This window comes from Arthrobacter sp. R3-55 (assembly GCF_054161505.1).
In genome coordinates this window covers 4,472,804-4,497,742 of sequence record NZ_CP096423.1, presented here as the reverse complement: position 1 = coordinate 4,497,742, position 24,939 = coordinate 4,472,804, and the positions used below count along the sequence as shown (strand labels likewise).

The 24,939-nt window shown below is 62.9% G+C and carries 15 protein-coding genes; 10 read left to right on the top strand and 5 right to left on the bottom strand.

The window, feature by feature from the left end:
- Positions 1 to 86: 86 nt before the first annotated feature.
- Positions 87 to 1,010, top strand: a complete 924-nt coding sequence (locus M1D51_RS20560) for an AraC family transcriptional regulator (protein WP_458107839.1) — start codon at positions 87 to 89, stop codon at positions 1,008 to 1,010.
- 19 nt (positions 1,011 to 1,029) lie between these two features.
- Here the strand turns inward: M1D51_RS20560 and M1D51_RS20555 are convergent, their stop codons facing one another.
- The 3 genes from M1D51_RS20555 to M1D51_RS20545 all read right to left on the bottom strand — a co-directional run bounded on the left by M1D51_RS20555 (position 1,030) and on the right by M1D51_RS20545 (position 3,889).
- Entirely contained in the window at positions 1,030 to 2,172 is a 1,143-nt protein-coding gene (locus M1D51_RS20555) for a Fic family protein (protein WP_458107838.1), read from the bottom strand.
- Between the two features lie 136 nt (positions 2,173 to 2,308).
- Positions 2,309 to 3,010 carry a FadR/GntR family transcriptional regulator gene (locus M1D51_RS20550; protein ID WP_458107837.1) on the bottom strand — a complete coding sequence of 234 codons (702 nt, stop codon included), beginning with the start codon at positions 3,008 to 3,010 and terminating at the stop codon, positions 2,309 to 2,311.
- Between the two features lie 75 nt (positions 3,011 to 3,085).
- Complete coding sequence (locus M1D51_RS20545) at positions 3,086 to 3,889, bottom strand: alpha/beta fold hydrolase (RefSeq protein ID WP_458107836.1); 804 nt, start codon at positions 3,887 to 3,889, stop codon at positions 3,086 to 3,088.
- Between the two features lie 129 nt (positions 3,890 to 4,018).
- Here M1D51_RS20545 and M1D51_RS20540 point away from each other — a divergent pair, with 129 nt between their 5' ends.
- The 5 genes from M1D51_RS20540 (at position 4,019) to M1D51_RS20520 (ending at position 9,366) form a co-directional block, all read left to right on the top strand.
- A complete protein-coding gene (locus tag M1D51_RS20540) occupies positions 4,019 to 5,542 on the top strand; it encodes a four-carbon acid sugar kinase family protein (RefSeq protein WP_458107835.1) in 1,524 nt (507 codons plus the stop codon).
- A gap of 34 nt (positions 5,543 to 5,576) precedes the next feature.
- Positions 5,577 to 6,479: an NAD(P)-dependent oxidoreductase gene (locus M1D51_RS20535; RefSeq protein ID WP_172323388.1), complete on the top strand. Its 903-nt coding sequence runs from the start codon at positions 5,577 to 5,579 to the stop codon at positions 6,477 to 6,479.
- A gap of 101 nt (positions 6,480 to 6,580) precedes the next feature.
- On the top strand, positions 6,581 to 8,047 hold the full coding sequence (locus M1D51_RS20530) for a GntP family transporter (protein WP_458107834.1): 1,467 nt from the start codon (positions 6,581 to 6,583) through the stop codon (positions 8,045 to 8,047).
- Complete coding sequence (locus M1D51_RS20525) at positions 8,047 to 8,922, top strand: class II fructose-bisphosphate aldolase (protein WP_458107833.1); 876 nt, start codon at positions 8,047 to 8,049, stop codon at positions 8,920 to 8,922. Before M1D51_RS20530 ends, M1D51_RS20525 begins: the two co-directional genes overlap by 1 nt.
- Positions 8,923 to 8,973: 51 nt before the next feature.
- Positions 8,974 to 9,366, top strand: coding sequence for a DUF1304 domain-containing protein (locus M1D51_RS20520; protein WP_172323382.1), 393 nt, complete (start codon positions 8,974 to 8,976; stop codon positions 9,364 to 9,366).
- A 13-nt stretch (positions 9,367 to 9,379) separates the two neighbouring features.
- Here the strand turns inward: M1D51_RS20520 and M1D51_RS20515 are convergent, their stop codons facing one another.
- Positions 9,380 to 9,799: a VOC family protein gene (locus M1D51_RS20515; protein ID WP_172323380.1), complete on the bottom strand. Its 420-nt coding sequence runs from the start codon at positions 9,797 to 9,799 to the stop codon at positions 9,380 to 9,382.
- Between the two features lie 155 nt (positions 9,800 to 9,954).
- On the opposite strand from M1D51_RS20515, the gene M1D51_RS20510 reads away from it, so the two are divergent.
- Entirely contained in the window at positions 9,955 to 11,319 is a 1,365-nt protein-coding gene (locus M1D51_RS20510; protein WP_458107832.1) for an acyltransferase family protein, read from the top strand.
- On the top strand, positions 11,316 to 11,672 hold the full coding sequence (locus M1D51_RS20505; protein WP_172323376.1) for a GNAT family N-acetyltransferase: 357 nt from the start codon (positions 11,316 to 11,318) through the stop codon (positions 11,670 to 11,672). Before M1D51_RS20510 ends, M1D51_RS20505 begins: the two co-directional genes overlap by 4 nt.
- 4 nt (positions 11,673 to 11,676) lie before the next feature.
- Here the strand turns inward: M1D51_RS20505 and M1D51_RS20500 are convergent, their stop codons facing one another.
- Complete coding sequence (locus tag M1D51_RS20500) at positions 11,677 to 12,261, bottom strand: hypothetical protein (protein WP_458107831.1); 585 nt, start codon at positions 12,259 to 12,261, stop codon at positions 11,677 to 11,679.
- A 144-nt stretch (positions 12,262 to 12,405) separates the two neighbouring features.
- Between M1D51_RS20500 and M1D51_RS20495 the strand changes: the two genes are divergently transcribed.
- Together M1D51_RS20495 and M1D51_RS20490 are read left to right on the top strand one after the other, a co-directional pair.
- Entirely contained in the window at positions 12,406 to 14,100 is a 1,695-nt protein-coding gene (locus M1D51_RS20495) for a sigma-70 family RNA polymerase sigma factor (protein WP_458107830.1), read from the top strand.
- A gap of 267 nt (positions 14,101 to 14,367) precedes the next feature.
- Entirely contained in the window at positions 14,368 to 24,924 is a 10,557-nt protein-coding gene (locus M1D51_RS20490; protein ID WP_458107829.1) for a DUF7507 domain-containing protein, read from the top strand.
- Positions 24,925 to 24,939: the final 15 nt, after the last annotated feature.

Here is a 24,939-nt window from a genome sequence, read left to right as displayed (position 1 = left end):
AAGACCCGTGCAGCAGAAAAAACCGGTGAAGCAGGTGGCGGATGGTGAGGATTCTTCCTCGTGACGTATTGCGGGGGCGCCCAACCATGGCCACCACCGACGTAGACCAAGCGCACGCCAAAATTGCTGAGCTGTTCTGCAGCCATGAGCTGGCCCCGAGGACCCGCCAAGCATCCGTGGACATGAAGCTGCGCTCCCTTCACCGCGGCGACGTGGGAATCGAGTTCCTTGACTACGGCGCGGACGTTCGGATTGAGCCGGAGGGGCTCCAGGACTTCCACCTGGTGCAGATCCCGCTGGCCGGGCATGCGTCCATGCAAGTGGGTGCCAGCACCGTGGACTCAAATCCGGCCATGGCCACCGTTCCTCCGCTGGACAGGCCCTTCTCCATGAGCTGGGACAGCGGCAGCCCGCACATGATTGTGTATGTCAGGCGCTCAGCGCTGGAGCGGGTTGCCTGGCAGCTCACCGGCACGGCGCCGGGTGGACTGGGCTACGGCATGGACCTTTCAGGTACCGCTGGACGCGCATTCTTGAGGGCCGTCGTCGAACTTCATGACGACATGATCAGCCAGCCGGAGTCCGCGGCTCCCGCCTTTGTGCAGGGATTGTTGGCGGACAGTATGATCTCGCGTTTGCTGATGGCTATGGAACCGCCTGGCGGAGAGAGTCGGGACGTGGATTCCGAGAGCCGCCTGGTCCGGGAATGCCGTGAACTGTTGGAAAAGCACGCATTTGAAGAACTGACGGTACCGGACATCGCTGAGTGCCTGGGCGTTTCGGTCCGCACGCTCCAAACCGCGCTGCGGGCGGAAACGGGCGCGACGCCGTCGGACATGCTCCGCAGTATCCGCCTGGACCGGGCCCGGGAGATGCTGCTGGAGGCGAACCCCCGTGAGCAAAGCGTGACGGCGGTTGCGGAGTTGTGCGGGTTTACACACCAAGGGCGCTTCTCTGCGCTCTATGTGAAGGCCTTCGGTGAGCTGCCCAGCGAGAGCCTGCGCCGCTGAGGGGGGGGCGAGACTATTCTTAATCGCGCAGAATGCGGGGCAGGAATCCCCATTGATCCAATTCCCGAACCAGAAGTGACGTTAGTTCACTCGGGGCCAGCCGAAGCCGGTAGGATCTCTTCCCCTCGGCGATCGGTTCAATGACGCCGCGGTCCAGGAGCTTTCGAATGGCTTGACTTCGTGTCGCAGCTGAGCCTGTGAATGCTGAACTAAGGTCTGCGGCCTTTACGTCAACCTTGCGCGCGATGATGGTCAAGGCCAGGGCTTCGTCCGCCGTGAAGCGCGAAGAGGCGAGGCCTCTTGCAATTGCGGGAACCAGCAGGCCTTCCGTAACGAAGTCCTTGTCACCGAGTTTCGCCAGCCTCCTGAGGTCTGTCAGCAGTCCTTCGAGGACATACGTCGACCAGCGAATCAGGGACTCGGGTTCGAGGGAGTCGGCGTCTTCGAGTCGTTCGTAGTAGAGGGCACGGTTCTCCCCAAATACGGCCGTTGGGTTCAGCGCCCGGTATCCGGCGGTGTCGGAGAACCCTTGCCGCCGCATGGCGGCGTAAGTCATGAGTCTCCCGACACGACCATTGCCATTGCCGAAAGGATGAATCCAGACGAACCGATGGTGGGCGAGCGCAATCTTGAGGAGCTCGTAGTTTTGATCTACGTCCGCATTGATGAAGTCGAGGAGTGCCGTCATGTCTCCGTGCACACTCCCTGGCGAGGGCGGCCGGTGCGATGAGCCGCTGATGGTGACATCGGCGAGCCTGTAGGCACCAGGTGCGCGGTCCCCTTCCCGTTCCAAACCGGCGACGGAGATGCGGTGCAGCTCCCGGACAAACCCGTGCGTCAGTATCGTCCCCCGGCCGACCGCGGAGTCGACGAAAGCCGTTGCTTCTTGGAGCTGGATGATCTCTTGAACACCGTCGTCCCGCTTGATGTCGGCTCGGTCCGCGAGCTGAACGCCTGCAACAGCATCCACAATTGACTTGCGATTGCCTTCGATGCGTGCGCTCATAATGCTCGACAGCAGTTGAAAGAGTGTTCGCAACTGCGTGAAGACCTCGGGAGCGGTGGTTCCTTCACCTAAATCTGCGCGAACCCGTTCAAGGTCGATAATGGCTTTCGCCAGTGGAGAGCTAAAGGGGAACTCGGGAAAATCGAGTGGGTTCACGGGGAGAATTTTCCAGAGAGGTTTCCAGCAATTAAGAGCATGGTTCCATTATTCCCTGGAAATCAATGATTTTCCTAGACCCTGCCTGTGCAGGATTTAAATCGCCCGAGTCCAACAATTAAGACGCCGGTGCCAGCTACGCCTCCAGCACGTACGTCTTCAGGTCATCCAGCGTCTGCTGCATGTGAGCGTCCATGGCAAGCCGGGCTTCGTTGGGATTGCGGGATTCCAGGGCCGTGGCGATCTTCCGGTGGTGTCCGATCGCGTGTTCCTGGATCTCCGGGAAAGCCGATGTTTCGGTGCGGCGTGCCTCGAGGACCCGGTGCAGCGGTTCAAAGAGTACGGCAACAAAGACGTTGCCGGAGGCGTGGAGAATGACGTCGTGGAAGGCCAGGTCTGCTTCCACGAAAGCTGCGAGGTCGTTGACCTCATGGGCGGCCTGCATCTTGTTGACGTGTTCTGTCAGGATCACGAGTTCGTCATCGGAAATACGCTCTGCGGCGAGCTCGCACGCGCCGGTTTCGAGCATGCGGCGGAGCTCAATGAGCTGGATCGCGGCGGCCGCGTCCTTGGTTCCCTCAGATGCCGCCCGCAGTACGGCTTCCAGCGAGGCCCACTGATTGAGGGGATTGACGAAGGTTCCGCGGCCGCGTTCAACGCTAAGGATCCGCTGCGCTTCGAGTGTTTTCATGGCCTCGCGCACTGTCATGCGGCTGACCTCGTGCTTGGCGCTGAGCTCCAGCTCGCCGGGGACCACTGTGCCGGGCGGAAACTCGCCTGCGATAATCCGGTCCAGCAGTTCATCGGCCACGACGCCTACCAGCGACTTGCGTGCCATGTATCCCCATTTCCTGTACCTCAGATCGTCCGGCTCCCCGCGGATTTCCCTTGGGACGGGCGGTTGTCAGACATCTTACGCTGGCAGTGGTCGGCTTGTTTCCCAAAACCCGGTCAGTGCCTTTGCGCATTCCCGGGGTCGTTCCCAGTGGACGTTGTGCCCCGCGCCGGTGATGGCTCTCAGCTGCCGTGCCGGGCTTTGGGCCACGAAGGCGCGCATCTGTTCGATGGGCCGGACCCGATCCTTAGTTCCGGCGATCACCAGCAGTGGCGCGTGGACGCGCCCGGGGACTGAAGGCTCGACGCCGGTCATGGCCGCCAAGGCGCTGGCGGACAGAACAGGGAAGGGCACATCGAAGCCTGCGCTGAGCCGGTCCATGTCTGCCTCGGAGAGCTCTCCGTACCAAGCGTTCATGAGCTTCACTTTGGTCTCGGCATCGAAAAACTTCTGGTCCAGCTGGGACTTGAGCACCTCTTTGAATCCCTGATTCTGCGGCACCGGTGCCATGCCCACCAGGGTCAGCGAGGCCACAAGGTCGGGGCGGGCTGCCGCGAGGGTCAACGAGACACTGCCGCCCATCGAGTGGCCCACCAAGTGCACGGGACCGCTGCCGCGGAGCTCAATTGCCGAAGCCAGCGAGGCCGCCGCTGAACCGAGGGACCATTCAAATTCCGGAGGCAGGATCTCACCCGGGTGGTAGCCGGGGAGGTCCGGAATCCAAACTTCGCGGCCGGCGTCGAGCAGTTTCTTCGCGAGCGGTTCCCAATACACGGAACCGGAGGCCCATCCGTGGACCAGCACTGCGGGAATCCGCTGACCTGCGGGAATGGCCGGCGTGAGGACTTTCACGAACGGGAGCGGAACAGCACTGTCAGCCATGGCTCCAGCCTAGTGACGCGCAGCACCTTGCGTGGTGAAGAGTCGTGTGTCACACTAATTCAAATGTTAGATGTCTGACATCTTACATTCACCAAGCCGCTACAGAGATTTCCCACGATGGAGTGCACAGTGACCCTTGAAGCAGACGTTTTGGCCGCCTTCCCGGCGGAAGTCCAGATTCCCGCTCAGTTGGTTGCCGACGCCGTTGCGGCGTCGTCTGCGGAAGCACCCAAGATCCTGGTAGTCCTCGACGACGACCCCACGGGAACGCAGTCCGTTGCGGACCTCGCTGTCCTCACCCGCTGGGAGGTCAAGGACTTCACTTGGGCCTTCACACACATCCGCGAGAACCAAACCAAGCCTGCGGTCTACGTCCTTACCAACACCCGCAGCCTTGACCCCGCTGAAGCTGCAGCCCGGAACGAGGAAATCGTCCGCAACGCCCTCGCCGCAGCTGCCGGCAACGGTGATGGTCCTCGGTTGAGCCTGGGATTCGTCAGCCGCAGCGACTCCACGCTTCGTGGCCACTACCCCCTGGAACCGGACGTCATCGCCGCCACCGTGGCGGCGGAAACCGGTGAAGCCACTGACGGCGTAGTGATCGTTCCAGCATTTCCCGACGCCGGCCGCGTCACCATCGGTGGCGTCCACTACATGCGTGGGACGGGCGGAAATGCAGGCACCCTCACCCCGGTTGCCGAGACGGAATTCGCCAAGGACGCGAGCTTCGGCTTCGCCAACTCAGAGATGGCCAAGTATGTGGAGGAGAAGTCGCACGGCCGATTCCCCGCCGGCGACGTCATCGTCCTGGACCTGAACACCATTCGCGCCGGGGCCTCCGCACAGGACCCCACCATCTCCGCAAAGGCCATTGCCGATGCCCTGGAACCCGCCACCAACTCCACTCCGATCGTGGCCGACATCGTCACCGAGAACGACTTCCGCGCACTCGCCCTGGGCCTCGAAGAAGCCGAACGCCGCGGCAAGAAACTCCTCTACCGCGTAGGCCCGCCCTTCGTGAGGGGCCGCATCGGCCAGGAAATCCGCGCAGCCCTGACCTCGGAGGAAGCCTACGCGGGCAACAATCCCTCCACAGCCGGGGGCCTGATCGTGGTGGGCTCCCATGTGGGTGTCACCACCCGCCAGCTCAACTCACTGACCGCAGAGCACAGCTCCGCGCGCACCATCGAGATCGACGTCGAGAAGCTCATTGCCGGAACCGAAACCGCGGGTGAAGCAGAAGCCGACGCCTACGTCCAAACCGTCGTGTCCGACGTCGTCGACGCCCTCCGCAAGGGCGATGTGATCGTCCACACCAGCCGTCTGCTCATCAAAACCGACGATCCCGCAGCGAGCCTGAAGATCGCCCGCACCGTCTCCGCCGCCGTCGTCGCCGTGGTGAACCGGACGCTGAAGACCTTCCCGCCGCGGTTCGTCATCGCCAAGGGCGGCATCACGTCCTCGGATGTCGCTGCTCACGGCCTGGAAATCCGCCACGCGATTGTCCGCGGCCCCATGCTCCCGGGCATCGTCTCGCTCTGGGAGCCGGTGGATGGTCCTGCCAAGGGCATCCCGTACATCGTGTTCGCGGGCAACGTGGGCGATGACCAATCACTGACTGACGTCACCCGCAAGCTCAGCGCCACTTTCTAGAACCCCAGCCGCAGAAAATTCAATGGAGAACACCATGACCAGCAGCAACTACACCATCACCGTCCTCGGCCTCGGCGCCATGGGCCTGCCCATGGCAACCCGCCTCGCCTCCGAGCTGACCGTCCACGGCTTCGACATCGCAGAGCCGCGCCTGGAACTCGCCGCCGCCGCCGGGATCAAGACGTTCGCCTCCGCCCGCGAAGCCTCCCAGGACGCCGACGCCCTGCTCCTGGCCGTCCGCAATGGCGAACAGCTCAACGATGTCCTCTTCGGCGAGAACGGCGTGGCCTCGGTACTGAAGCCGGGCGCCGTCGTGATCCTCGGCAGCACCGTGGGCACCGAAGCCATCCCGGCCACGGTGGAAAAGCTTGCAGCATACGGTGTGGCCCTCGTGGACGCGCCGCTTTCCGGTGGTCCCAAGCGTGCCGGCGAAGGCGACCTGCTGATCGTCGTGGGTGCAGAGCCCGAGGCACTCGAAAAGGCCCGCCCTGCCTTGGAACTGCTGGCCTCCACCCTGAGCATCGTCGGCGACAAGCCCGGCGACGGCCAGGCACTCAAAACCGTCAACCAGCTCCTGTGCGGCGTTCACATTGCCGCCGCAGCAGAGGCCATGGCCCTCGCTGATGCCCTTGGCCTGGACCAGGCGAAGACCCTTGCGGCCCTCGAAGCCGGGGCCGCCGGTTCGTTCATGCTCTCCAACCGCGGCCCCCGCATCCTCGAGGCTTACTCCGAAGACGGCGCCGAAGTCCTCAGCCGCCTCGATATATTCGTCAAGGACATGGGCATCGTGGGCAAGGCGACCCGCGCCGCCGGGCTGGCCGCACCCGTTGCCGCCGCTGCTGAACAGCTCTATCTTCTCGGCCAGGCCCAGGGCCTCGCTGCTGCCGACGACTCTGCCGTCATCAAGGTTGTTGCGCCCGCAAAGCGCACTGCCTAAACACCCCACCAGAACGTGCGACGACGGCGATCCCCCCTTCGCCGTCGCCGCCACCTCCCGCCGGTCTTCTTTAGACTGGTATGTCAAAGGAGACACCCCCAATGAATCCCCTCATCAACTCCTTGATGGTCCGGGCGGCCGATGCCCCGCCCATCAAACCCGCAGTGGAGCTGGGAACGCCGCTTCTGCTGACCATCGCAGCCGCCGGCATTGCCCTGCTGCTGGTGCTGATCATCCGCTTCAAAATCCAGGCTTTCGTAGCCCTGCTGGCCGTCAGCATCCTGGTGGGCATTGCCGCGCAGATTCCGCTCAAGGACATCTTTACCGTAGTGACCACAGGTGTGGGCAGCACCATGGGCAAGGTTGCCTTGCTGATCGCCCTTGGCGCCATCCTCGGCCGCATGATCGAGGTCTCCGGTGGCGTGCAGTCACTGGCCACCCACTTCACTGAAAAGCTCGGCGCCAAGCGCGTTGCCGTCGCGCTGACCGCCGTCGGCTTCCTCGTGGCGATCCCCGTGTTCTTCGAAGTGGGCGTGATCGTCCTCGTTCCGATCGTCTACGCTTTCGCCAAGATCGCCAACGTCCACCCCATCAAGTTCGGCCTGCCCATGGCCGGCATCATGCTCTCCATTCACGTAGCTGTCCCGCCGCACCCGGGCATCGTGGCAGGCGCAGGGGTGTTCGGCGCGGACATCGGGCTCATCACCATGATCTCGCTCATCATCTGCATCCCCCTCGGCTTCCTGTCCTACTGGGTCGCCAGCATCATGAACCGCAAGGAGTACGAGCTCCTCCCCGGCGTCAAGCAACAGGTTGAAGAGTTCGGCTCCGAGTCCTTGGTCCACGTTGGCCACGACGGTCCGGGCGCCCGTGCAATCGCCCCTCCGCGTCCTGGCCTGATCATGTTCCTGATTGCAGCACCGATCGCCCAGATCCTCCTGGGCACCGTTGGCACGCTGACCATTCCCAAGGACAACTACTGGTACGGCGTGGCCGCGTTCATCGGTAACCCGTTCTTCGCGCTCCTCGTAGCAGTGGCGCTCTCCTTCTTCCTGCTGGCCGTCCGCCGCAACTGGTCGCTCAAGGAAACCGGCGAGATCTTCGAAGGTGCGCTGCCTCCCATCGCTTCCATCCTCATGGTGGTTGCTGCCGGTGGCGTGTTCGGTGAAGTCCTCCGCACTTCGGGGATCGGTGCGGCCCTGTCCCACACGCTGGACAGCCTGGGCCTGCCGGTGATCGTGCTCGGCTTCATCATCTCGCTGGCACTGCGCGCCGCGCAGGGTTCGGCCACCGTGGCGATTGTGACCACCACCGGTCTGCTCACTTCCGCTGTCATGGAGGGTGGCTACACGCCGGCCCAGATCGCCGTCATTGTGATCGCCATCGGCTTTGGTTCGCTGGGCCTGTCCCACGTCACCGACGCCGGCTTCTGGACCGTGATCCGTTACTACGGACTCACCGTGTCAGACGGCCTCAAGACCTGGACCGTCCTCACCACCATCCTGGGCCTGGCCGGCTTTGTGCTGACGTACGTCGCCTGGATCCTGGTGGGAGGCCTGGCCCACTAATGCGCACCAGACTCGATCACCTGGTTGGCTCTGCCCTGGCTAACGGCTCCGCTGTTCCCGCCTTCACTTGCTACGACTTCACTACCGCGTTGGCTGTTGTTTCGGCCGCCGAGGAAGCCCGCCTGGGAGTGATCCTGCTGGTGGCCCCGAAGACCGCCGGCACAGCCAACGGGCTGCGCCTCATCACGGCGCTGCGCGGCTTGGCCGACGACGCCAGCGTCCCGGTCTCGGTCCAGTTGGACCACGCCTCGGAGCTCACGGTCATTCTCGAATCCGCGGCTGCCGGTGCGGACGCCGTGCTGGCCGATGGCTCGTCCCTGCCTTACGAGGACAACATCGCCCTGGTCCGCGAGGTCCGAGCCGCCCTGGACGCGGCAGGTGCTGCCGACGTCGTGATTGAGGCAGAACTCGGCGGCCTTGCGGGCGATGAGGACAAGGCCTTCAGCGCCGCTGATTCAGCGCTCGACGCCGGTGCTTCCGTTGCGGGACTCACTGACCCGGCGCAGGTGGCGGACTTCGTGGAGCGGACAGGCGCCCAGCTCCTGGCCGTCGCAGTGGGCAACGTCCACGGAAAGTACAACGGCCAGCCAAACATCCGCTGGGATGTGCTGCAGGACGTCGCTGCGCAAACCGCAGTCCCGTTGGTGCTGCATGGCGCCTCGGGAATCCCGGCCGATGAGCTCTCCAAGGCAGCTTCCATGAACGTTGGCAAAGTGAACTTCAACACTGAACTGCGCACCGGGATCCTGGCCACCTTGGAATCGCACACCACGGCCCACCGGGCCGATGGCGAGAACCTGCAAGGCCTGCTGGGCCGGTGGAACGTCTCTGCGGCGACTTTTGCGGGCGCCACGTTGGAGCTGCTCAGCTCCTGACGGGCAGCGCGGCGCCCGGGCACGGCATCACAGGGAGGCTAGGATCAAAACATGATCCTGGCCTCCCTGATTTTTGCGACGATTGCCGCCCTGCTCCACGTCTACATCTTCACCATGGAGTCCATCACCTGGACCAAGCCGAAAACGTGGAAGACGTTCAGCATTACGTCCCAAGCGGATGCGGAAACCACCAAACCCCTCGCCTACAACCAGGGCTTCTACAACCTGTTCCTGGCCATCGGCGCCCTGATCGGCATCATTGCCGTGGCAATGGGTGCCCCGCAGGTGGGTTGGACCCTGATCTTCAGCAGCTGTGGATCCATGCTCCTGGCGGCTTTGGTCCTCGCAGCCAGCGGCAAAAAGTACCTCCGCGCCGCTACCCTTCAGGGAACCACGCCGCTGCTCGCCGTCGTGCTTGGTGTGTTGGCACTGGCTCTCAGCTAGGACTCAGCCTCAGCTAGGACTCCGGCGGTCCGTCCTGGGCCGCGGCGGGGTCCATCCAAACAACTTCCCAGTGGTGCCCGTCCAAGTCACGGAAGGCACGGCCGTACATGAACCCCATATCCATGGGGTCGTAGGTTTCAGAACCTCCGGCAGCAAGGGCCTTGGTGGCCAGGGCATCCACGTCTTCACGGCTATCGGCAGAAATGGCGACTATTGCCGCCGTCGAGTTTTGGGTGTCCGCGATGGGCTGCTTGGTGTATTCAGCAAACTTGGCGTGGGTCAGGAGCATGGTGAAAATGGTGTCGCTGAACACCACGCAAGCGGCGGTTTCATCGCTGAAGTTCGGATTGATGGAGTAGCCAAGGGCCGTGTAGAACGCCTTGGAGGCCTCGAGGTCGCTGACAGGGAGGTTCACGAAAATAGAGGTAGTCATGGCTTAGATCCTGCCGGTGTTTGCCAGCCTCGTCCAGACCCCCATTGCCGGTTGTGGATGACGCGCCGGCCGGGAAGGGCCGCCTGCTGGTCCTGCCACTCCGCCGGGCGGACAATGGAGTCAACACGCAGGTGCGTGGGTTCCAAGGGAGAGCCATGGAGCGGGAACCGCAAGCGCACCCTCGCGCACCTCGGGACTTGGTTGCGCAGAGGGATCCGGCGATCGATCTTGTCCGCTTCACCTGCCTGCTCCTGGTGGTGGCTGCGCATTGCATGATGGTCAACCCGGTTCTGCAAAAGGACGGGACGGTGGCCAGCCAAAACGTGCTCATGGACCAAAGCTGGTTTACCCCTGTGGCCTGGGCCTTCATGATCGTGCCGCTCTTCTTTGTGCTGGGTGGTGTGACCGGCCTGCAATCATGGCGGCGCCTGAAGGCCCGCGGCGGTACCGGGTTCGACTTCGCCCAACTCCGCCTCCTGCGCCTGGTCCGCCCTGCCATGGCATTACTCGCCATCATGTGGGGAGGCCTGTGGGTGGCACTTCTGCTGGGAGTACATCCCCAGGTCATCCAACTGATGACCGCTGGCGCTGCCATGCCGCTGTGGTTCCTGGCCGCCTATCTCACGGCTCAAATCAGTATTCCGGTCCTGGCCCGGATGCATGATCGTGCACCGCTGCCGGCTTTCGCTGCTTTGATGGTCCTGGTCATTACCGTCGACTCCCTGCGCGGGGCCCTTCCCGTGCTGGCTTTCGCAAACATGCTCTTCGTATGGTGCGCAGTCCAGCAGTTGGGTTTTTTGATGGCTGACGGCTTCTTCGAACAGCGCAGCCGCGCCTGGCTGCTGGGCGCTGTGGTCTCCAGCAATCTGTTGCTCGGACTGGTGACGGGCGTGGCTGTCTATCCGGGGAACATGGTGGTGAACATCAACCCACCCAATCTGTGCATGCTGCTGTTGGGCATATCCCAGGCAGCGACGCTTCACCTGCTCTGCAATGGCATCACCTGGCTCGCGGAAGTCCGGTGGGTCCGTTCAGTCATCGAAGTAGCCGGCCGCAGGTCCATGACGGTTTATCTGTGGCATCTTCCTCTGCTGGTGGGCATGTCAGGGTTGTTGCTGCTCACCAACGTGCCCAAGCCCCTGGCCGGAACAGGGGAGTGGTGGTGGGCCAGGATCCCTGTCTTCCTTGCAGTGGTCGCGGTGCTCGTGCCGGTGGTGTGGCTTTTTGGCCGTCTGGAGAACCGTCCGACGGCGGCCAGCCACGCGCGGGGTCCCTCGCGTACCGCTGTGGTGACGGCCGTCGTCGTCGTCTTGACCCCGGTTGCGGACGCGGCGTTCAACGGCCTGACACTTACCTTGCTGGGTGGGGGAGCGGCGTGCTTTGCCCTTTCAGTCCTGTTGCTGGGCAGGGTTCCTACTCCCGTGTTACCGCCACCGCCCGTAGCGAAGGTCCCGGCGTCACCGGGCGCAAAGGTGTCTACGTTGCCAGAGCCCGGTTTAAGTGCCAATCTCGAACCATGACCGAGTACACGGATTCACTGGCAGAATCGTTCCGTCCTGGCGTCACTACGGTGCGCAACGACAAATTCCACCGCTATGAGCTGCATGTAGACGGCGAGTTGGCCGTGATTTCGCAATTCCTTGACCGGCCCGGTCACATCGACTTCATCCACACTGAAACGAAGCCCGGGTTCAACGGCCAGGGATTGGCGAAAGTCCTGGCGCATTTTGCCCTTGATGATGTGGTGGCATCCGGCAAGCGCATCATCCCGCATTGCCCGTACATCGCCGCATACCTCAAGAAGCACGAAGGGTACGAGCAGGATGTTGATTGGCCTGCCGGTCAGCCGGTAGGCGACCCGGACAACGAATAGAGCCCTAGGCCGGGACCGGCTGCTCTGCGTTCCTCCACCTCCGCTTTCGCGACTGTCCCGCCCTGTCCACCGGGAAGGGCCAGTCCTTCCGCGCCCCGCTGAGCGAGACGATTGCGTCATTCTCATCGAACACAACCTGGCCGCGGCAGGTGGCGTGGACTTGCATGGCGCTGACCAGGCTGCCGCCGTGGATGTGGTCTGCATCAGTGACCAGATACGAAAAACTCCGCATCACGGATTGGCCGGGTGCCAGCAAGGGTATCCGGAGGTCGCATTCACAGGGCTCCGAGGTGTAGCACAGCACTTCCATGCCCTCATTGGTGAAGGATCGCGGCACCAGCGTCACGTTCCTCAAGTGGCTTGCAGAGCCGTTGGTGATCCATGCCGTAAAGATGACGGTATCGCCCGGGATGGCAACCGGCCGGTCCGCAGCGTAGGTCAAGGTGGCACGCCCGGCGTTCTTCTTACGGGCGAGTGAAGCAGATCTGTGAGGCGGCAATCCACGGACGATGCCGCCTGGTTGTTGGGATCCGTCCCTGTGGACAGCACGCATCAGTTTCAGGAAGGGACGGGGGCGGCGGATGTCCATAATTCCTCGATTCGCACCAGAGTTTAGGAGGGTCATGTTTATTAGTGCGGCCAAGGTCCAAAACGTGACGCGAAAGTAAGAGTTCTCTACAGGTCCCCGACGATCGATTCAAGTCACGCCGTTTCTGATGTCACACTATTGTTTATGGATCAAGTAGTTGCGGTCAGCGCCGACGGGGCGTCACCACTTTCGGCGACGGCCGGTGGCAGCGATCCGCAGATCATCGCCTTGGTGCGGGAAGGTGTCACGGACGCCTTTGACGTGCTATACCAGCGGCACGTCAGAGTGGCCCAGTTCGTGGCCCGCTCCCAGACAGATAACCCGAGCGACGCAGACGACGTCGTTGCTGAATCCTTCGCCACGATCTTTCAACTGCTGACCGAAGGCAAGGGACCCAAGGAGTTCTTCCGCTCCTACCTCCTGACCGTGGTGCGGCGAACCGCCCACGATCGAAACCGCAAAGCGCGCCGGATTCCCATGGCGGACGATGACGCCATCCTCGATGCTCCGGTCATGGACAACGATCAAGTAGTCAGTGATCTTGAGTCGAGCATGATGGCGAAGGCATTCAAGTCCCTGCCCGAGCGCTGGCAGGCCGTGCTGTGGCATCTGGATATCGAAGGCTTGAAGCCGGCAGCGGCCGCTCCCTTTGTTGGCCTGACGCCCAACGGTGTTTCGGCATTGGCGCTCAGGGCAAGGGAAGGCCTGCGCCAGGCCTACCTCCAACAGCACATCAGCGGGACGGTGGAACAAGCCTGCGGCGAATATGCCAGCCAGTTGGGAAAGTACGCCCGCAATGCGTTGAAGCGTACGTCCAAGGAGAAGGTCACTGCCCATCTGGATGGTTGCGCCACCTGCATGGCCTTGTTGATTGAGCTCAATGACATTCAGGGCGGCATGCGCGCCATCCTGTTCCCCTTGTTGACAGGAATCTCCTTCACTCCTGCGGGTGCAGCGGCGATCGGCTTCGGGGGCGCTGCGGCAGGCGGGACTGCGGCCGGCGGGGCCGGGACAGGCGGGGCCGGGACAGGCGCAAGCAGCGGGGCTTCCGGGAGCAGCCCAGCGCCCGGAGATATTGCCGGCCAAGGAATCCGGGGCGTCAGCAACGCATGGAAGTTGTCGGCCGCCCTGATAGTGGGCGTCATGGCTTTGGCTGGAACCCTTATGTGGTTCCTTCAGCCAAGCCCTGCTTCGCAGTCCTCTGCAACGTCGGAGGCCATCTCCGATCTCCCACCGGCCCAGGAAACGTCGGTGCCCACACCAACACCGGTCGAGACATTGCCCGCGGTGCAGGAACTCCCCGCGGTGGCGCCCTCGCAGGCACCCCCCGGAACCGATAGCCCGGTAGCAGCGCTCCCGCAACCTCCCGCCGTCGTGATTCCTCCAGCCGCCGCCCTGCCGCGGAGAGCCGTTGTTGTGGACTCAGGTACGGTGACGTCGACCCCGGCACCCACTGTTGTGCCTCAGGTGGCACCTGCCACCCAAACAGTTGATGCCGCATTCACGGCCGCTCCAGGAGCGAACCCCGTCGAGCGGGAACTGAAAGTGCAGTTCTCGCTTCAGGGGCAGGGCACACCGACCACCGGCCAAGTGGACTTCACCCTGCCGGACCAGGCAACATTCTTGGCTGGAAAAATGGTCGCACCTGCGGGGTGGACGTGCGCCGCGGCCTCTTCGGGGGACCGCAATATCCGTTGCAGCACCGAGTCCCTGGCCGGCAATGACCTCACCTTCATTCTAGGAGTAGCCATGCCTGCTTCCACCGCAACCGGAACGCTGGACTACCGGTTCGCCGGGCAGGGCGTCATCACCAAGAACTTCACCAACACCTTCAGCTAGGCAAAGCCTCAGCCGTAAGTTACCCAAATGCAGGGCCGCTCCAGGGCGGCCCTGCGTTGTGTGCTGCCGTCGACCCTTCTGACCCCTCGGGTGCCCTTCCCCCGGCGTCCCCCCGCAGGGTCTTTTCAACTTTTTTGGATTCTCTCCCTTTTTCGCGTCACGAAGACCCGTCTCCGTCCACTGGAGTACTGGCGAGTAGCCTAGCTCGACGCCGATTCGCTTTTTCGGGTCGGTTTCGGGCGTGTCCAACGAGAAGTGAGAGAGTCAGTGAAACACACACGTCCACAGAAGCTGTTGGCGGCAGTAGTCGCCACAGCGATCATGTCGCTGGGGGTGGGTGGCGCCTTAGCGCCACCGGCCCTGGCGACAGTCCCGGGGTCGCCGGGAATTGCCCAACCAGGAACACCTGTCTACACCGAGGACTTCTCCAACGAAGATGCCACCAGCGGTGCCATCAGCATCCTCAACTACACCGGTGGCGCTGAAGCTGCCAACGAAACATACTTCGCTGACACCCCCTACACTCCGGCCGGGGGCCAATGTAACGGCTGGATCTTGAACTCCCTGAGCCCGTTGCCCTCCTCCGACGCTGGTTGCGTCAACAACCAGCCTGCTGGATGGGGCCAGATCCAGCAAATGTCGGTAGCGCTTGGCATAGCGCAAGGACAAACTGCGGCCGAAGCCGTGAACAACCAGTCGCTGTCCGAATATACCAATAGCCCCACCGGCCGCATCACGCCGGGCGTCCAGTTCCGGACTGAAGACAACACCATTCCAGCGGTTGAGGGCCACTACTACGCAGTATCGGCCTACTTCGCGCAGGTGAACTGCCAGGCCACCCACGCCAGCGAGACGTTCAGCCTGCTCATCAACGGGGTCCGCCAGGTCCTCAGCACCGGGCTCGATCCCTGTGGCACCAGCACTTTGGCGAGGGTCCACACCACCGAACTCCAGTCTGCTGCCTACCAGATTCCCATGGGAACATCTCCTTCCCTTGGTCTTGAACTGAGGAATGAAGCCACCAGCGGTGCCGGTAACGACGTCGCTTTTGACCTTCCGCAGATCGTGGACGTCACCCCCCAGGTGGATAAGTCCTTCACTCCGTCCCTCATTGGACCGAATGGAATCTCCAAGGTCACACTGACCGTGACCAACACGGATGACCTGATGGCCAAGAACGACTGGTTCATTACGGACACCCTCCCCGCCGGCGTAGTGATTGCCGGTACCCCCAATATCGGTGGTACCTGTGTGCAGGCTGCGGGAACCAATCCCTTGGTAACCACCGCTGTTGCCGGCAGCAATGCCTTCTCGGTAACCGGCGGCGACCTCGCCCTGGGAATGACCTCCTGCACCATTACGGTGGACGTCACTGCAGCGGCCGAAGGCACTTATGTCAACGGCCCCGCCAACATCTACACCAACCTGAACCCGCCGGCAGATGCCACCTTGGTAGTCAAGGCTCCGCGCCTTGAACTGAGCAAGGCGCTCGATGCAACCCGCCTGATGGATTCGGATCAGTTCACCACTGAGATCCGGACCGGCTCGGCTACGGGACCTGTTGTGAGCAACACTGCCAATGCCACCACCACCGGTGCGGGCTCCACTGTCACTGCGGGTACGGGCACCACTGGCGAATACGTCGCCGACGCGGGTGCAACCTATTACCTGACGGAGTCGGGAACCAACCTCTCCGGCTACAGCAAGGTGATCACCTGTGTTGATGCCAACGGCCTCCAGACAGGTCTCCCCAACGGAGCAGTAGTAGATTCTGCGTACTCCTTGGTGCCGGTTGCCGGCGCCGATATCAGCTGTGTTCTCACCAACACGGCCGTCCCGGCCCCGGAGTTGGAATTCACCAAGTCCGCTGACGCTTCAGACATCCAGGATCCCTCTGTTGTGGGTGACCAGATCACCTACACGTTCACGTCCACCAACACGGGCAACGTGCCGCTGACGGGTGTCACCATCAACGACCCCCTGGCCGGTTTGTCTGCGCTGACCTACACCTGGCCGGGAACTCCGGGCACTTTGCTGCCCGGTGAAACCGTCACGGCAATGGCTACCTACGCCATCACCCAGGCTGACATCGATGCAGGACACGTGGCCAACCTTGCCACCACCACGGGTAATCCTCCGACAGGTCCTCCTGTCACCCCGCCGCCTGCAGGTACCGATACTCCGCTGACTCCGGCTCCGGCCATGGAGTTCAGCAAGTCTGCTGATGCCTCGGATATCCAGAACCCGTCTGTTGTGGGTGACCAGATCACCTACACGTTCACTTCCACGAACACGGGCAATGTATCCCTGACCAACGTGTCCATCAATGACCCGTTGGCTGGTCTGTCTGCTTTGACCTACACCTGGCCCGGCGCTGCAGGAACCCTCCTGCCCGGCCAGACGGTCACAGCTACGGCAACGTACGCCATCACCCAGGCTGACATCAATGCCGGTCACGTAGCCAACACGGCCACCACCACTGGTACCCCGCCCGCCGGTCCCGCGGTGACGCCGCCGCCGGCTGGTACGGACACCCCGTTGACTCCGGCTCCTGCCATGGAGTTCAGCAAGTCCGCGGATGCTTCGGCCATCCAGGACCCGTCGGTTGTGGGTGACCAGATCACCTACACGTTCACTTCCACGAACACCGGCAACGTTCCGCTGACCAACGTGTCCATCACGGATCCGTTGGCTGGCCTTTCGGCCCTGACCTACACCTGGCCCGGTACTCCGGGCGAGCTGCTTCCGGGCCAGACAGTGACGGCTACGGCAACGTACGCCATCACCCAGGCTGATATCACGGCCGGTCACGTCGCCAACTCGGCAACCACCACGGGCACCCCGCCTGTTGGTCCGCCGGTTACACCTCCTCCGGGAACCACTGATACTCCGCTGACGTCCACTCCGGCCATGCAGTTCAGCAAGTCCGCTGACGCATCCGCCATCCAGGACCCGTCTGTTGTGGGTGACCAGATCACCTACACGTTCACGTCCAAGAACACGGGCAACGTCCCGCTGACCAACGTGTCCATCAACGACCCCCTGGTTGGCCTCTCGGCTTTGGTTTACACCTGGCCGGGCACTCCCGGGGAACTGCTTCCGGGCCAGACCGTGACGGCTACGGCAACGTACGCCATCACCCAGGCTGACATTGATGCCGGACATGTTGCCAACGCGGCAACCACCACGGGCACCCCGCCGGTCGGTCCTCCTGTCACGCCTCCTCCGGGAACCACGGATACTCCGTTGACCACGGCTCCGGCCATGGAGTTCAGCAAGTCTGCTGACGCTTCGGACATCCAGAACCCGTCTGTTGTGGGTGACCAGATCACCTACACGTTCACGTCCACCAACACTGGCAACGTGAAGCTCACCGGTGTGGTTATTGATGACCCGCTGGCCGGTCTTTCACCGCTGGTTTACACGTGGCCGGGTACTCCGGGCGAGTTGCTTCCCGGTCAGTCGGTGACGGCTACGGCAACGTACGCCATCACGCAGGCTGACATCGACGCCGGTCATGTTGCCAACGTTGCGACCACCACGGGCACTCCGCCCACCGGTCCTGCAGTGACGCCTCCTCCGGCTGGTACGGACACTCCATTGACGGCTGGTCCGGCTCTGGAGCTGACCAAGTCTGCTGATGCTTCGGCAATCCAGGACCCGTCTGTTGTTGGTGACCAGATCACCTACACGTTCACGTCCACCAACACGGGCAACGTCAAGCTGACCAACGTGTCCATCACGGATCCGCTGGCTGGGTTGTCGGCTTTGACGTACACGTGGCCGGGTACTCCGGGCGAGTTGCTTCCGGGCCAGAGCGTGACGGCTACGGCAACGTATGCCATTACCCAGGCTGATATTGATGCAGGTCATGTCGCGAACGTTGCGACCACCACGGGCACTCCGCCCACCGGTCCCGCGGTGACGCCGCCGCCGGCTGGTACGGATACCCCGTTGACCCCTGGCCCGGCTTTGGAGTTCAGCAAGTCTGCTGATGCTTCGGCAATCCAGGATCCGTCTGTTGTGGGTGACCAGATCACCTACACGTTCACGTCCACCAACACGGGCAACGTCAAGCTCACCGGTGTGGTCATCACTGACCCGCTGGCTGGTCTGTCGGCTCTGACGTACACGTGGCCGGGTACTCCGGGCGAGTTGCTTCCGGGTCAGACGGTGACGGCTACGGCTACATACAGCATCACGCAGGCTGATATCGACGCCGGTCATGTCGCGAACAGCGCCACGACCACTGGCACCCCGCCGGTTGGTCCTCCTGTGACACCTCCTCCGGGAACCACGGATACTCCGTTGACCCCGGCTCCGGCCTTGGAATTCAGCAAGTCTGCTGATGCTTCGGCAATCCAGGATCCGTCTGTTGTGGGTGACCAGATCACCTACACCTTCACCTCGAAGAACACGGGCAACGTCAAGCTCACCGGTGTGGTCATCACTGACCCGCTGGCTGGTCTGTCGGCTTTGACCTACACCTGGCCGGGTACTCCGGGCGAGTTGCTTCCGGGTCAGAGCGTGACGGCTACGGCTACGTACAGCATCACGCAGGCTGATATCGACGCCGGTCACGTTGCCAATGCGGCGACCACCACGGGCACTCCGCCGGTTGGTCCTCCTGTCACGCCTCCTCCGGGAACCACGGATACTCCGTTGACCCCGGCTCCGGCGATGGAGTTCACCAAGACGGCTGATGCTTCGGCAATCCAGGATCCGTCGGTTGTAGGCGACCAGATCACCTACACGTTCACGTCCAAGAACACGGGCAATGTGAAGCTCACAGGTGTGGTCATCAATGACCCGCTGCCGGGCCTCTCGGCACTGGAATACACCTGGCCGGGTACTCCGGGCGAGTTGCTGCCGGGCCAGACGGTGACTGCTACGGCAACGTATGCGATTACCCAGGCTGACATCAATGCGGGCCACGTCGCGAACACTGCAACCACCGTGGGCACTCCGCCCACCGGTCCCGCAGTGACGCCTCCTCCGGCTGGTACTGATACCCCGCTGACTCCGGCTCCGGCCATGGAGTTCAGCAAATCGGCTGATGCCTCCGGTGTTCAGGACCCTTCAGTTGTGGGCGATCGCATCGTCTACACCTTCACGGCCAAGAACAGCGGCAACGTGACTCTGACCAACGTATCCATCACGGATCCGCTGGCTGGCCTCTCGGCGCTGACGTACACCTGGCCGGGCGTAGCAGGAACACTGCTGCCCGGTGAGACAGTGACGGCTACGGCAACGTACGCCATCACCCAGGCTGATATCGACGCCGGTCACGTGGCGAACTCGGCAACCACTACGGGCACCCCGCCTGTTGGTCCGCCGGTGACGCCTCCTCCGGGAACAACGGATACTCCGTTGACCCCGGGCCCGGCCATGGAGTTCACTAAGTCCTCGGACGCATCCGCTATCCAGGATCCGGCAGTGGTTGGTGACCTGATCACCTACTCCTTCACGGCCAAGAACAGCGGCAACGTGACTCTGACCAACGTTTCCATCACGGATCCGCTGGCTGGCCTCTCGGCGCTGACCTACACCTGGCCCGGCGCAGCAGGAACCCTCCTGCCCGGTCAGACGGTGACGGCTACGGCAACGTACGCCATCACCCAGGCTGATATCGACGCCGGACATGTTGCGAACTCGGCAACCACCACCGGCACCCCGCCGGTTGGTCCTCCTGTGACGCCTCCTCCGGGAACCACGGATACTCCGTTGACCCCGGCTCCGGCGATGCAGTTCAGCAAGTCGGCCGATGCCTCCGCCATCCAGGACCCGTCCGTTGCAGGTGACCTGATCACCTACACGTTCACGGCGAAGAACAGCGGAAACGTCAAGCTGACCGGTGTGGTCATCAATGACCCGTTGGCTGGCCTGTCTGCCCTTGAGTACGTCTGGCCGGGTACCCCCGGCGAGCTGCTCCCGGGCCAGTCGGTGACGGCTACGGCTACGTACGCCATCACGCAGGCTGATATCGACGCCGGTCATGTCGCCAACAGCGCCACGACCACTGGCACTCCTCCCACCGGCCCGCCGGTAACGCCTCCTCCGGGAACCACGGATACTCCGTTGACCCCGGCTCCGGCAATGGAGTTCAGCAAGTCCGCTGACGCCTCAGCTGTCCAGGATCCTTCGGTTGTGGGTGACGTTATTACGTACACCTTCACCTCGAAGAACACGGGCAATGTGAAGCTCACCAACGTGTCCATCACGGATCCGCTGGCTGGCTTGTCTGCCCTGACGTACACCTGGCCGGGTACCCCCGGCGAGCTGCTTCCGGGCCAGACCGTAACGGCTACGGCAACGTATGCCATTACGCAGGCGGACATTGATGCCGGTCACGTCGCGAACGTTGCGACCACCACGGGCACTCCTCCCACCGGTCCTGCTGTGACGCCTCCTCCGGGAACCACGGATACTCCGTTGACTCCTGGTCCGGCGATGCAGTTCAGCAAGTCTGCTGATGCTTCGGCAATCCAGGATCCGTCTGTTGTAGGCGATCAGATCACCTACACGTTCACGGCCAAGAACACCGGCAACGTGAAGCTGACCAACGTGTCCATCACGGATCCGCTGGCTGGTCTGTCGGCTCTGACGTACACCTGGCCGGGTACTCCGGGCGAGTTGCTTCCGGGTCAGACGGTGACGGCTACGGCAACGTATGCCATTACCCAGGCTGATATCGACGCCGGTCATGTCGCCAACAGCGCCACGACCACTGGCACTCCGCCTGTTGGTCCTCCTGTGACACCTCCTCCGGGAACCACGGATACTCCGTTGACCCCGGCTCCGGCGATGGAGTTCAGCAAGTCTGCCGACGCTTCGGCTGTCCAGGATCCTTCGAAGGTTGGCGACGTTATTACGTACACCTTCACCTCGAAGAACACGGGCAACGTGAAGCTCACCGGTGTGGTCATCAATGACCCGCTGGCCGGCTTGTCTGCCCTTGAATACACCTGGCCGGGTACCCCCGGCGAGTTGCTTCCGGGCCAGACCGTAACGGCTACGGCAACGTACGCCGTCACCCAGGCTGATATCGACGCCGGACATGTTGCCAATGCGGCGACGACTACGGGTACTCCTCCCACCGGTCCGCCGGTAACGCCTCCTCCGGGAACCACGGATACTCCGTTGACCCCGGCTCCGGCAATGGAGTTCACCAAGTCTGCCGACGCTTCGGCTGTCCAGGATCCTTCACAGGTTGGTGACGTGATCACGTACACCTTCTCCGCGAAGAACACTGGCAACGTGAAGCTGACCAACGTATCCATCACGGATCCGCTGGCTGGCCTCTCGGCTCTGACCTACACCTGGCCGGGTACCCCCGGCGAGCTCCAAGCCGGTCAGACGGTGACGGCTACGGCAACGTACGCCATCACCCAGGCCGACATCAACGCCGGTCATGTCGCCAACTCGGCAACCACCACCGGCACCCCGCCGGTTGGTCCTCCTGTCACGCCTCCTCCGGGAACGACGGATACTCCGTTGACCCCGGCTCCGGCAATGGAGTTCACCAAGGCGGCAGACGCTTCCGGTATTCAGGACCCGTCGGTTGTGGGCGATCGCATCGTTTACACCTTCACGGCCAAGAACACGGGTAACGTCACGCTGACCAACGTGTCCATCACGGATCCGCTGGCTGGTCTCTCGGCTTTGGCTTATAGCTGGCCGGGTACTCCGGGCGAGTTGCTGCCGGGCCAGACGGTGACGGCAACTGCTACGTATGGCATCACGCAGGCTGATATCGACGCCGGTCATGTTGCCAACAGCGCCACCACCACGGGCACTCCGCCGGTTGGTCCTCCTGTGACGCCTCCTCCGGGAACAACGGACACCCCGTTGACCCCGGCTCCGGCCATGGAGTTCACCAAGAGCTCGGACGCCTCTGCCATTCAGAAACCTGCAGTTGTTGGTGACCAGATCACTTACACCTTCACGGCGAAGAACTCCGGCAATGTCACGCTGAAGAACGTCACCATTGACGATCCTTTGGCTGGTCTTTCGGCACTGGCCTACACTTGGCCGGGCACTCCGGGCGAGCTGCAGCCGGGCCAGACGGTAACCGCTACGGCAACGTATGCGATTACCCAGGCTGACATCAACGCAGGCCACGTGGTGAACGCGGCAACAACTACGGGCACTCCGCCTGTTGGTCCGCCGGTAACGCCTCCTCCGGGAACTACGGATACTCCGTTGACCCCGGCTCCGGCGATGCAGTTCACCAAGACGGCTGACGATTCGGCTGTTCAAGACCCGTCCGTTGCAGGTGACCTGATCACCTACACGTTCACGGCGAAGAACACCGGCAACGTCAACCTCACCAACGTGTCCATCACGGATCCGCTGGCAGGCCTGTCCGCCCTTGAGTACGTCTGGCCGGGCACCCCCGGCGAGCTGCTCCCGGGGCAGACGGTGACGGCTACGGCAACGTACGCCATCACGCAGGCTGATATCGACGCCGGTCATGTCGCCAACAGCGCCACGACCACTGGCACTCCTCCCACCGGCCCGCCGGTAACGCCTCCTCCGGGAACCACGGATACTCCGCTGGTCCCGAAGCCGGCAATGGAGTTCAGCAAGTCCGCGGATGACTCATCCGTCCAGGATCCTTCCAAGGTTGGCGACGTTATTACGTATGCCTTCTCTGCGAAGAACACCGGCAACGTCACGTTGAAGAACGTCACGATCACCGATCCCCTGGCTGGTCTGTCGGCTCTGACGTATACGTGGCCGGGTACTCCGGGCGAGTTGCTTCCGGGGCAGACGGTGACGGCTACGGCAACGTACGCCATCACGCAGGCTGATATCGACGCCGGTCATGTCGCCAACAGCGCCACGACCACTGGCACTCCTCCCACCGGTCCGCCGGTAACGCCTCCTCCGGGAACGACGGATACTCCGTTGACCCCGGCTCCGGCAATGGAGTTCAGCAAGTCCGCTGACGCCTCAACTGTCCAGGATCCTTCGAAGGCCGGTGACGTGATCACGTACACCTTCTCTGCGAAGAACACGGGCAACGTGACCCTGACCAACGTTTCCATCACGGATCCGCTGGCTGGTCTCTCGGCGCTGAGCTACACCTGGCCCGGCGCTGCAGGAACACTGCTGCCCGGTGAGACAGTGACGGCTACGGCAACGTACGCCATCACCCAGGCTGATATCGACGCCGGTCATGTCGCGAACAGCGCCACGACCACGGGCACTCCTCCCACCGGCCCGCCGGTAACGCCTCCTCCGGGAACCACGGATACTCCGTTGACCCCGAAGCCGGCAATGGAGTTCACCAAGTCCGCTGACGATTCGGCTGTTCAGGATCCGTCCGTTGCAGGTGACCTGATCACCTACACGTTCACGGCCAAGAACACCGGCAACGTGACGCTGAAGAACGTCTCCATCAGCGATCCTCTGGCTGGCTTGTCCGCCCTGGCATACACCTGGCCGGGTACCCCCGGCGAGCTGCTGCCGGGTCAGACCGTGACGGCTACGGCAACGTACGCCATCACTGTGGCCGATATCGACGCCGGTAATGTCGCCAACTCGGCGACCACCACCGGTACTCCGCCTGTTGGTCCTCCTGTCACGCCTCCTCCGGGAACAACGGACACCCCGTTGACCCCGGCGCCGGCCATGGAGTTCACCAAGTCCGCGGACGTCTCCGCTGTTCAGAACCCCACCGTTGCGGGTGACAAGATCACCTACAACTTCACGGCCAAGAACACGGGCAACGTGACCCTGACCAACGTTTCCATCACGGATCCGCTGGCTGGTCTCTCGGCATTGACCTACACCTGGCCCGGCGTCGCAGGAACACTGCTGCCCGGTGAGACAGTGACGGCTACGGCAACGTACGCCATCACCCAGGCTGACATTGATGCCGGTCACGTGGCGAACTCGGCAACCACTACGGGCACACCGCCTGTTGGTCCTCCGGTGACGCCTCCTCCGGGAGAGACGGATACTCCGTTGACCCCGGCTCCGGCCATGGAGTTCAGCAAGACAGCTGTGGCTCCGGCAACGGATGGTCCGTCGAAGGTGGGTGACGTGATCACCTACAACTTCACGGCCAAGAACACGGGCAATGTGAAGCTGACCAACGTGTCCATCACGGATCCGCTGGCTGGTCTCTCGGCCCTGACGTACACCTGGCCGGGTACCCCCGGCGAGCTCCTGCCCGGTCAGACGGTGACGGCTACGGCAACGTACGCCATCACCCAGGCCGACATCAACGCCGGTCACGTGGCCAACTCGGCCACCACCACCGGCACTCCGCCCACCGGTACGCCGGTGACGCCTCCTCCGGGTGAAACGGATACTCCGTTGACCCCGAGCGCTGGCTTGGAGTTCACCAAGACGGCCGATGCTTCGGCTGTTGGAGACCCCACCCAGGTGGGTGACGTGATCACGTATACGTTCACCGCCAGGAACACCGGAAACGTCCCGCTGACGGACGTCTCCATCAACGATCCGATGCCGGGCCTTTCGGCCCTGGCTTACACCTGGCCCGGCGTTGCAGGAACCCTGCTTCCCGGTGAGACCGTGACCGCTACGGCAACGTATGCGATTACCCAGGCGGATATCAATGCCGGTGAGGTTGCCAACACGGCAACCGCAACGGGTACGCCTCCGACGGGACCCCCGGTCACTACACCACCTGCAAGTGCTGTTGTGACTCTTCCGCCGGTGGTTCCGAGCCAGCCTTCGGGTCCGTTGGCCAACACGGGAGCTGTCCTCACCGTGTTGCCCATCAGCCTGCTGGTAGTTGGCGCGGGGCTGTTCCTGTTCCTCGTTGGACGCCGCAAGCGTTCCGAGGCATAGGACAAAAAAGTGCGC

Bases quoted from the DNA above. Each gene is read 5' to 3' on its own strand.
- M1D51_RS20495 (WP_458107830.1), top strand. From the start codon at position 12,406: ATGGATCAAGTAGTTGCGGTCAGCGCCGACGGGGCGTCACCACTTTCG.
- M1D51_RS20560 (WP_458107839.1), top strand. From the start codon at position 87: ATGGCCACCACCGACGTAGACCAAGCGCACGCCAAAATTGCTGAGCTG.
- M1D51_RS20510 (WP_458107832.1), top strand. From the start codon at position 9,955: ATGGAGCGGGAACCGCAAGCGCACCCTCGCGCACCTCGGGACTTGGTT.
- M1D51_RS20515 (WP_172323380.1), bottom strand. From the start codon at position 9,799: ATGACTACCTCTATTTTCGTGAACCTCCCTGTCAGCGACCTCGAGGCC.
- M1D51_RS20525 (WP_458107833.1), top strand. From the start codon at position 8,047: ATGCGCACCAGACTCGATCACCTGGTTGGCTCTGCCCTGGCTAACGGC.
- M1D51_RS20535 (WP_172323388.1), top strand. From the start codon at position 5,577: ATGACCAGCAGCAACTACACCATCACCGTCCTCGGCCTCGGCGCCATG.
- M1D51_RS20520 (WP_172323382.1), top strand. From the start codon at position 8,974: ATGATCCTGGCCTCCCTGATTTTTGCGACGATTGCCGCCCTGCTCCAC.
- M1D51_RS20530 (WP_458107834.1), top strand. From the start codon at position 6,581: ATGAATCCCCTCATCAACTCCTTGATGGTCCGGGCGGCCGATGCCCCG.
- M1D51_RS20545 (WP_458107836.1), bottom strand. From the start codon at position 3,889: ATGGCTGACAGTGCTGTTCCGCTCCCGTTCGTGAAAGTCCTCACGCCG.
- M1D51_RS20500 (WP_458107831.1), bottom strand. From the start codon at position 12,261: ATGGACATCCGCCGCCCCCGTCCCTTCCTGAAACTGATGCGTGCTGTC.
- M1D51_RS20505 (WP_172323376.1), top strand. From the start codon at position 11,316: ATGACCGAGTACACGGATTCACTGGCAGAATCGTTCCGTCCTGGCGTC.
- M1D51_RS20550 (WP_458107837.1), bottom strand. From the start codon at position 3,010: ATGGCACGCAAGTCGCTGGTAGGCGTCGTGGCCGATGAACTGCTGGAC.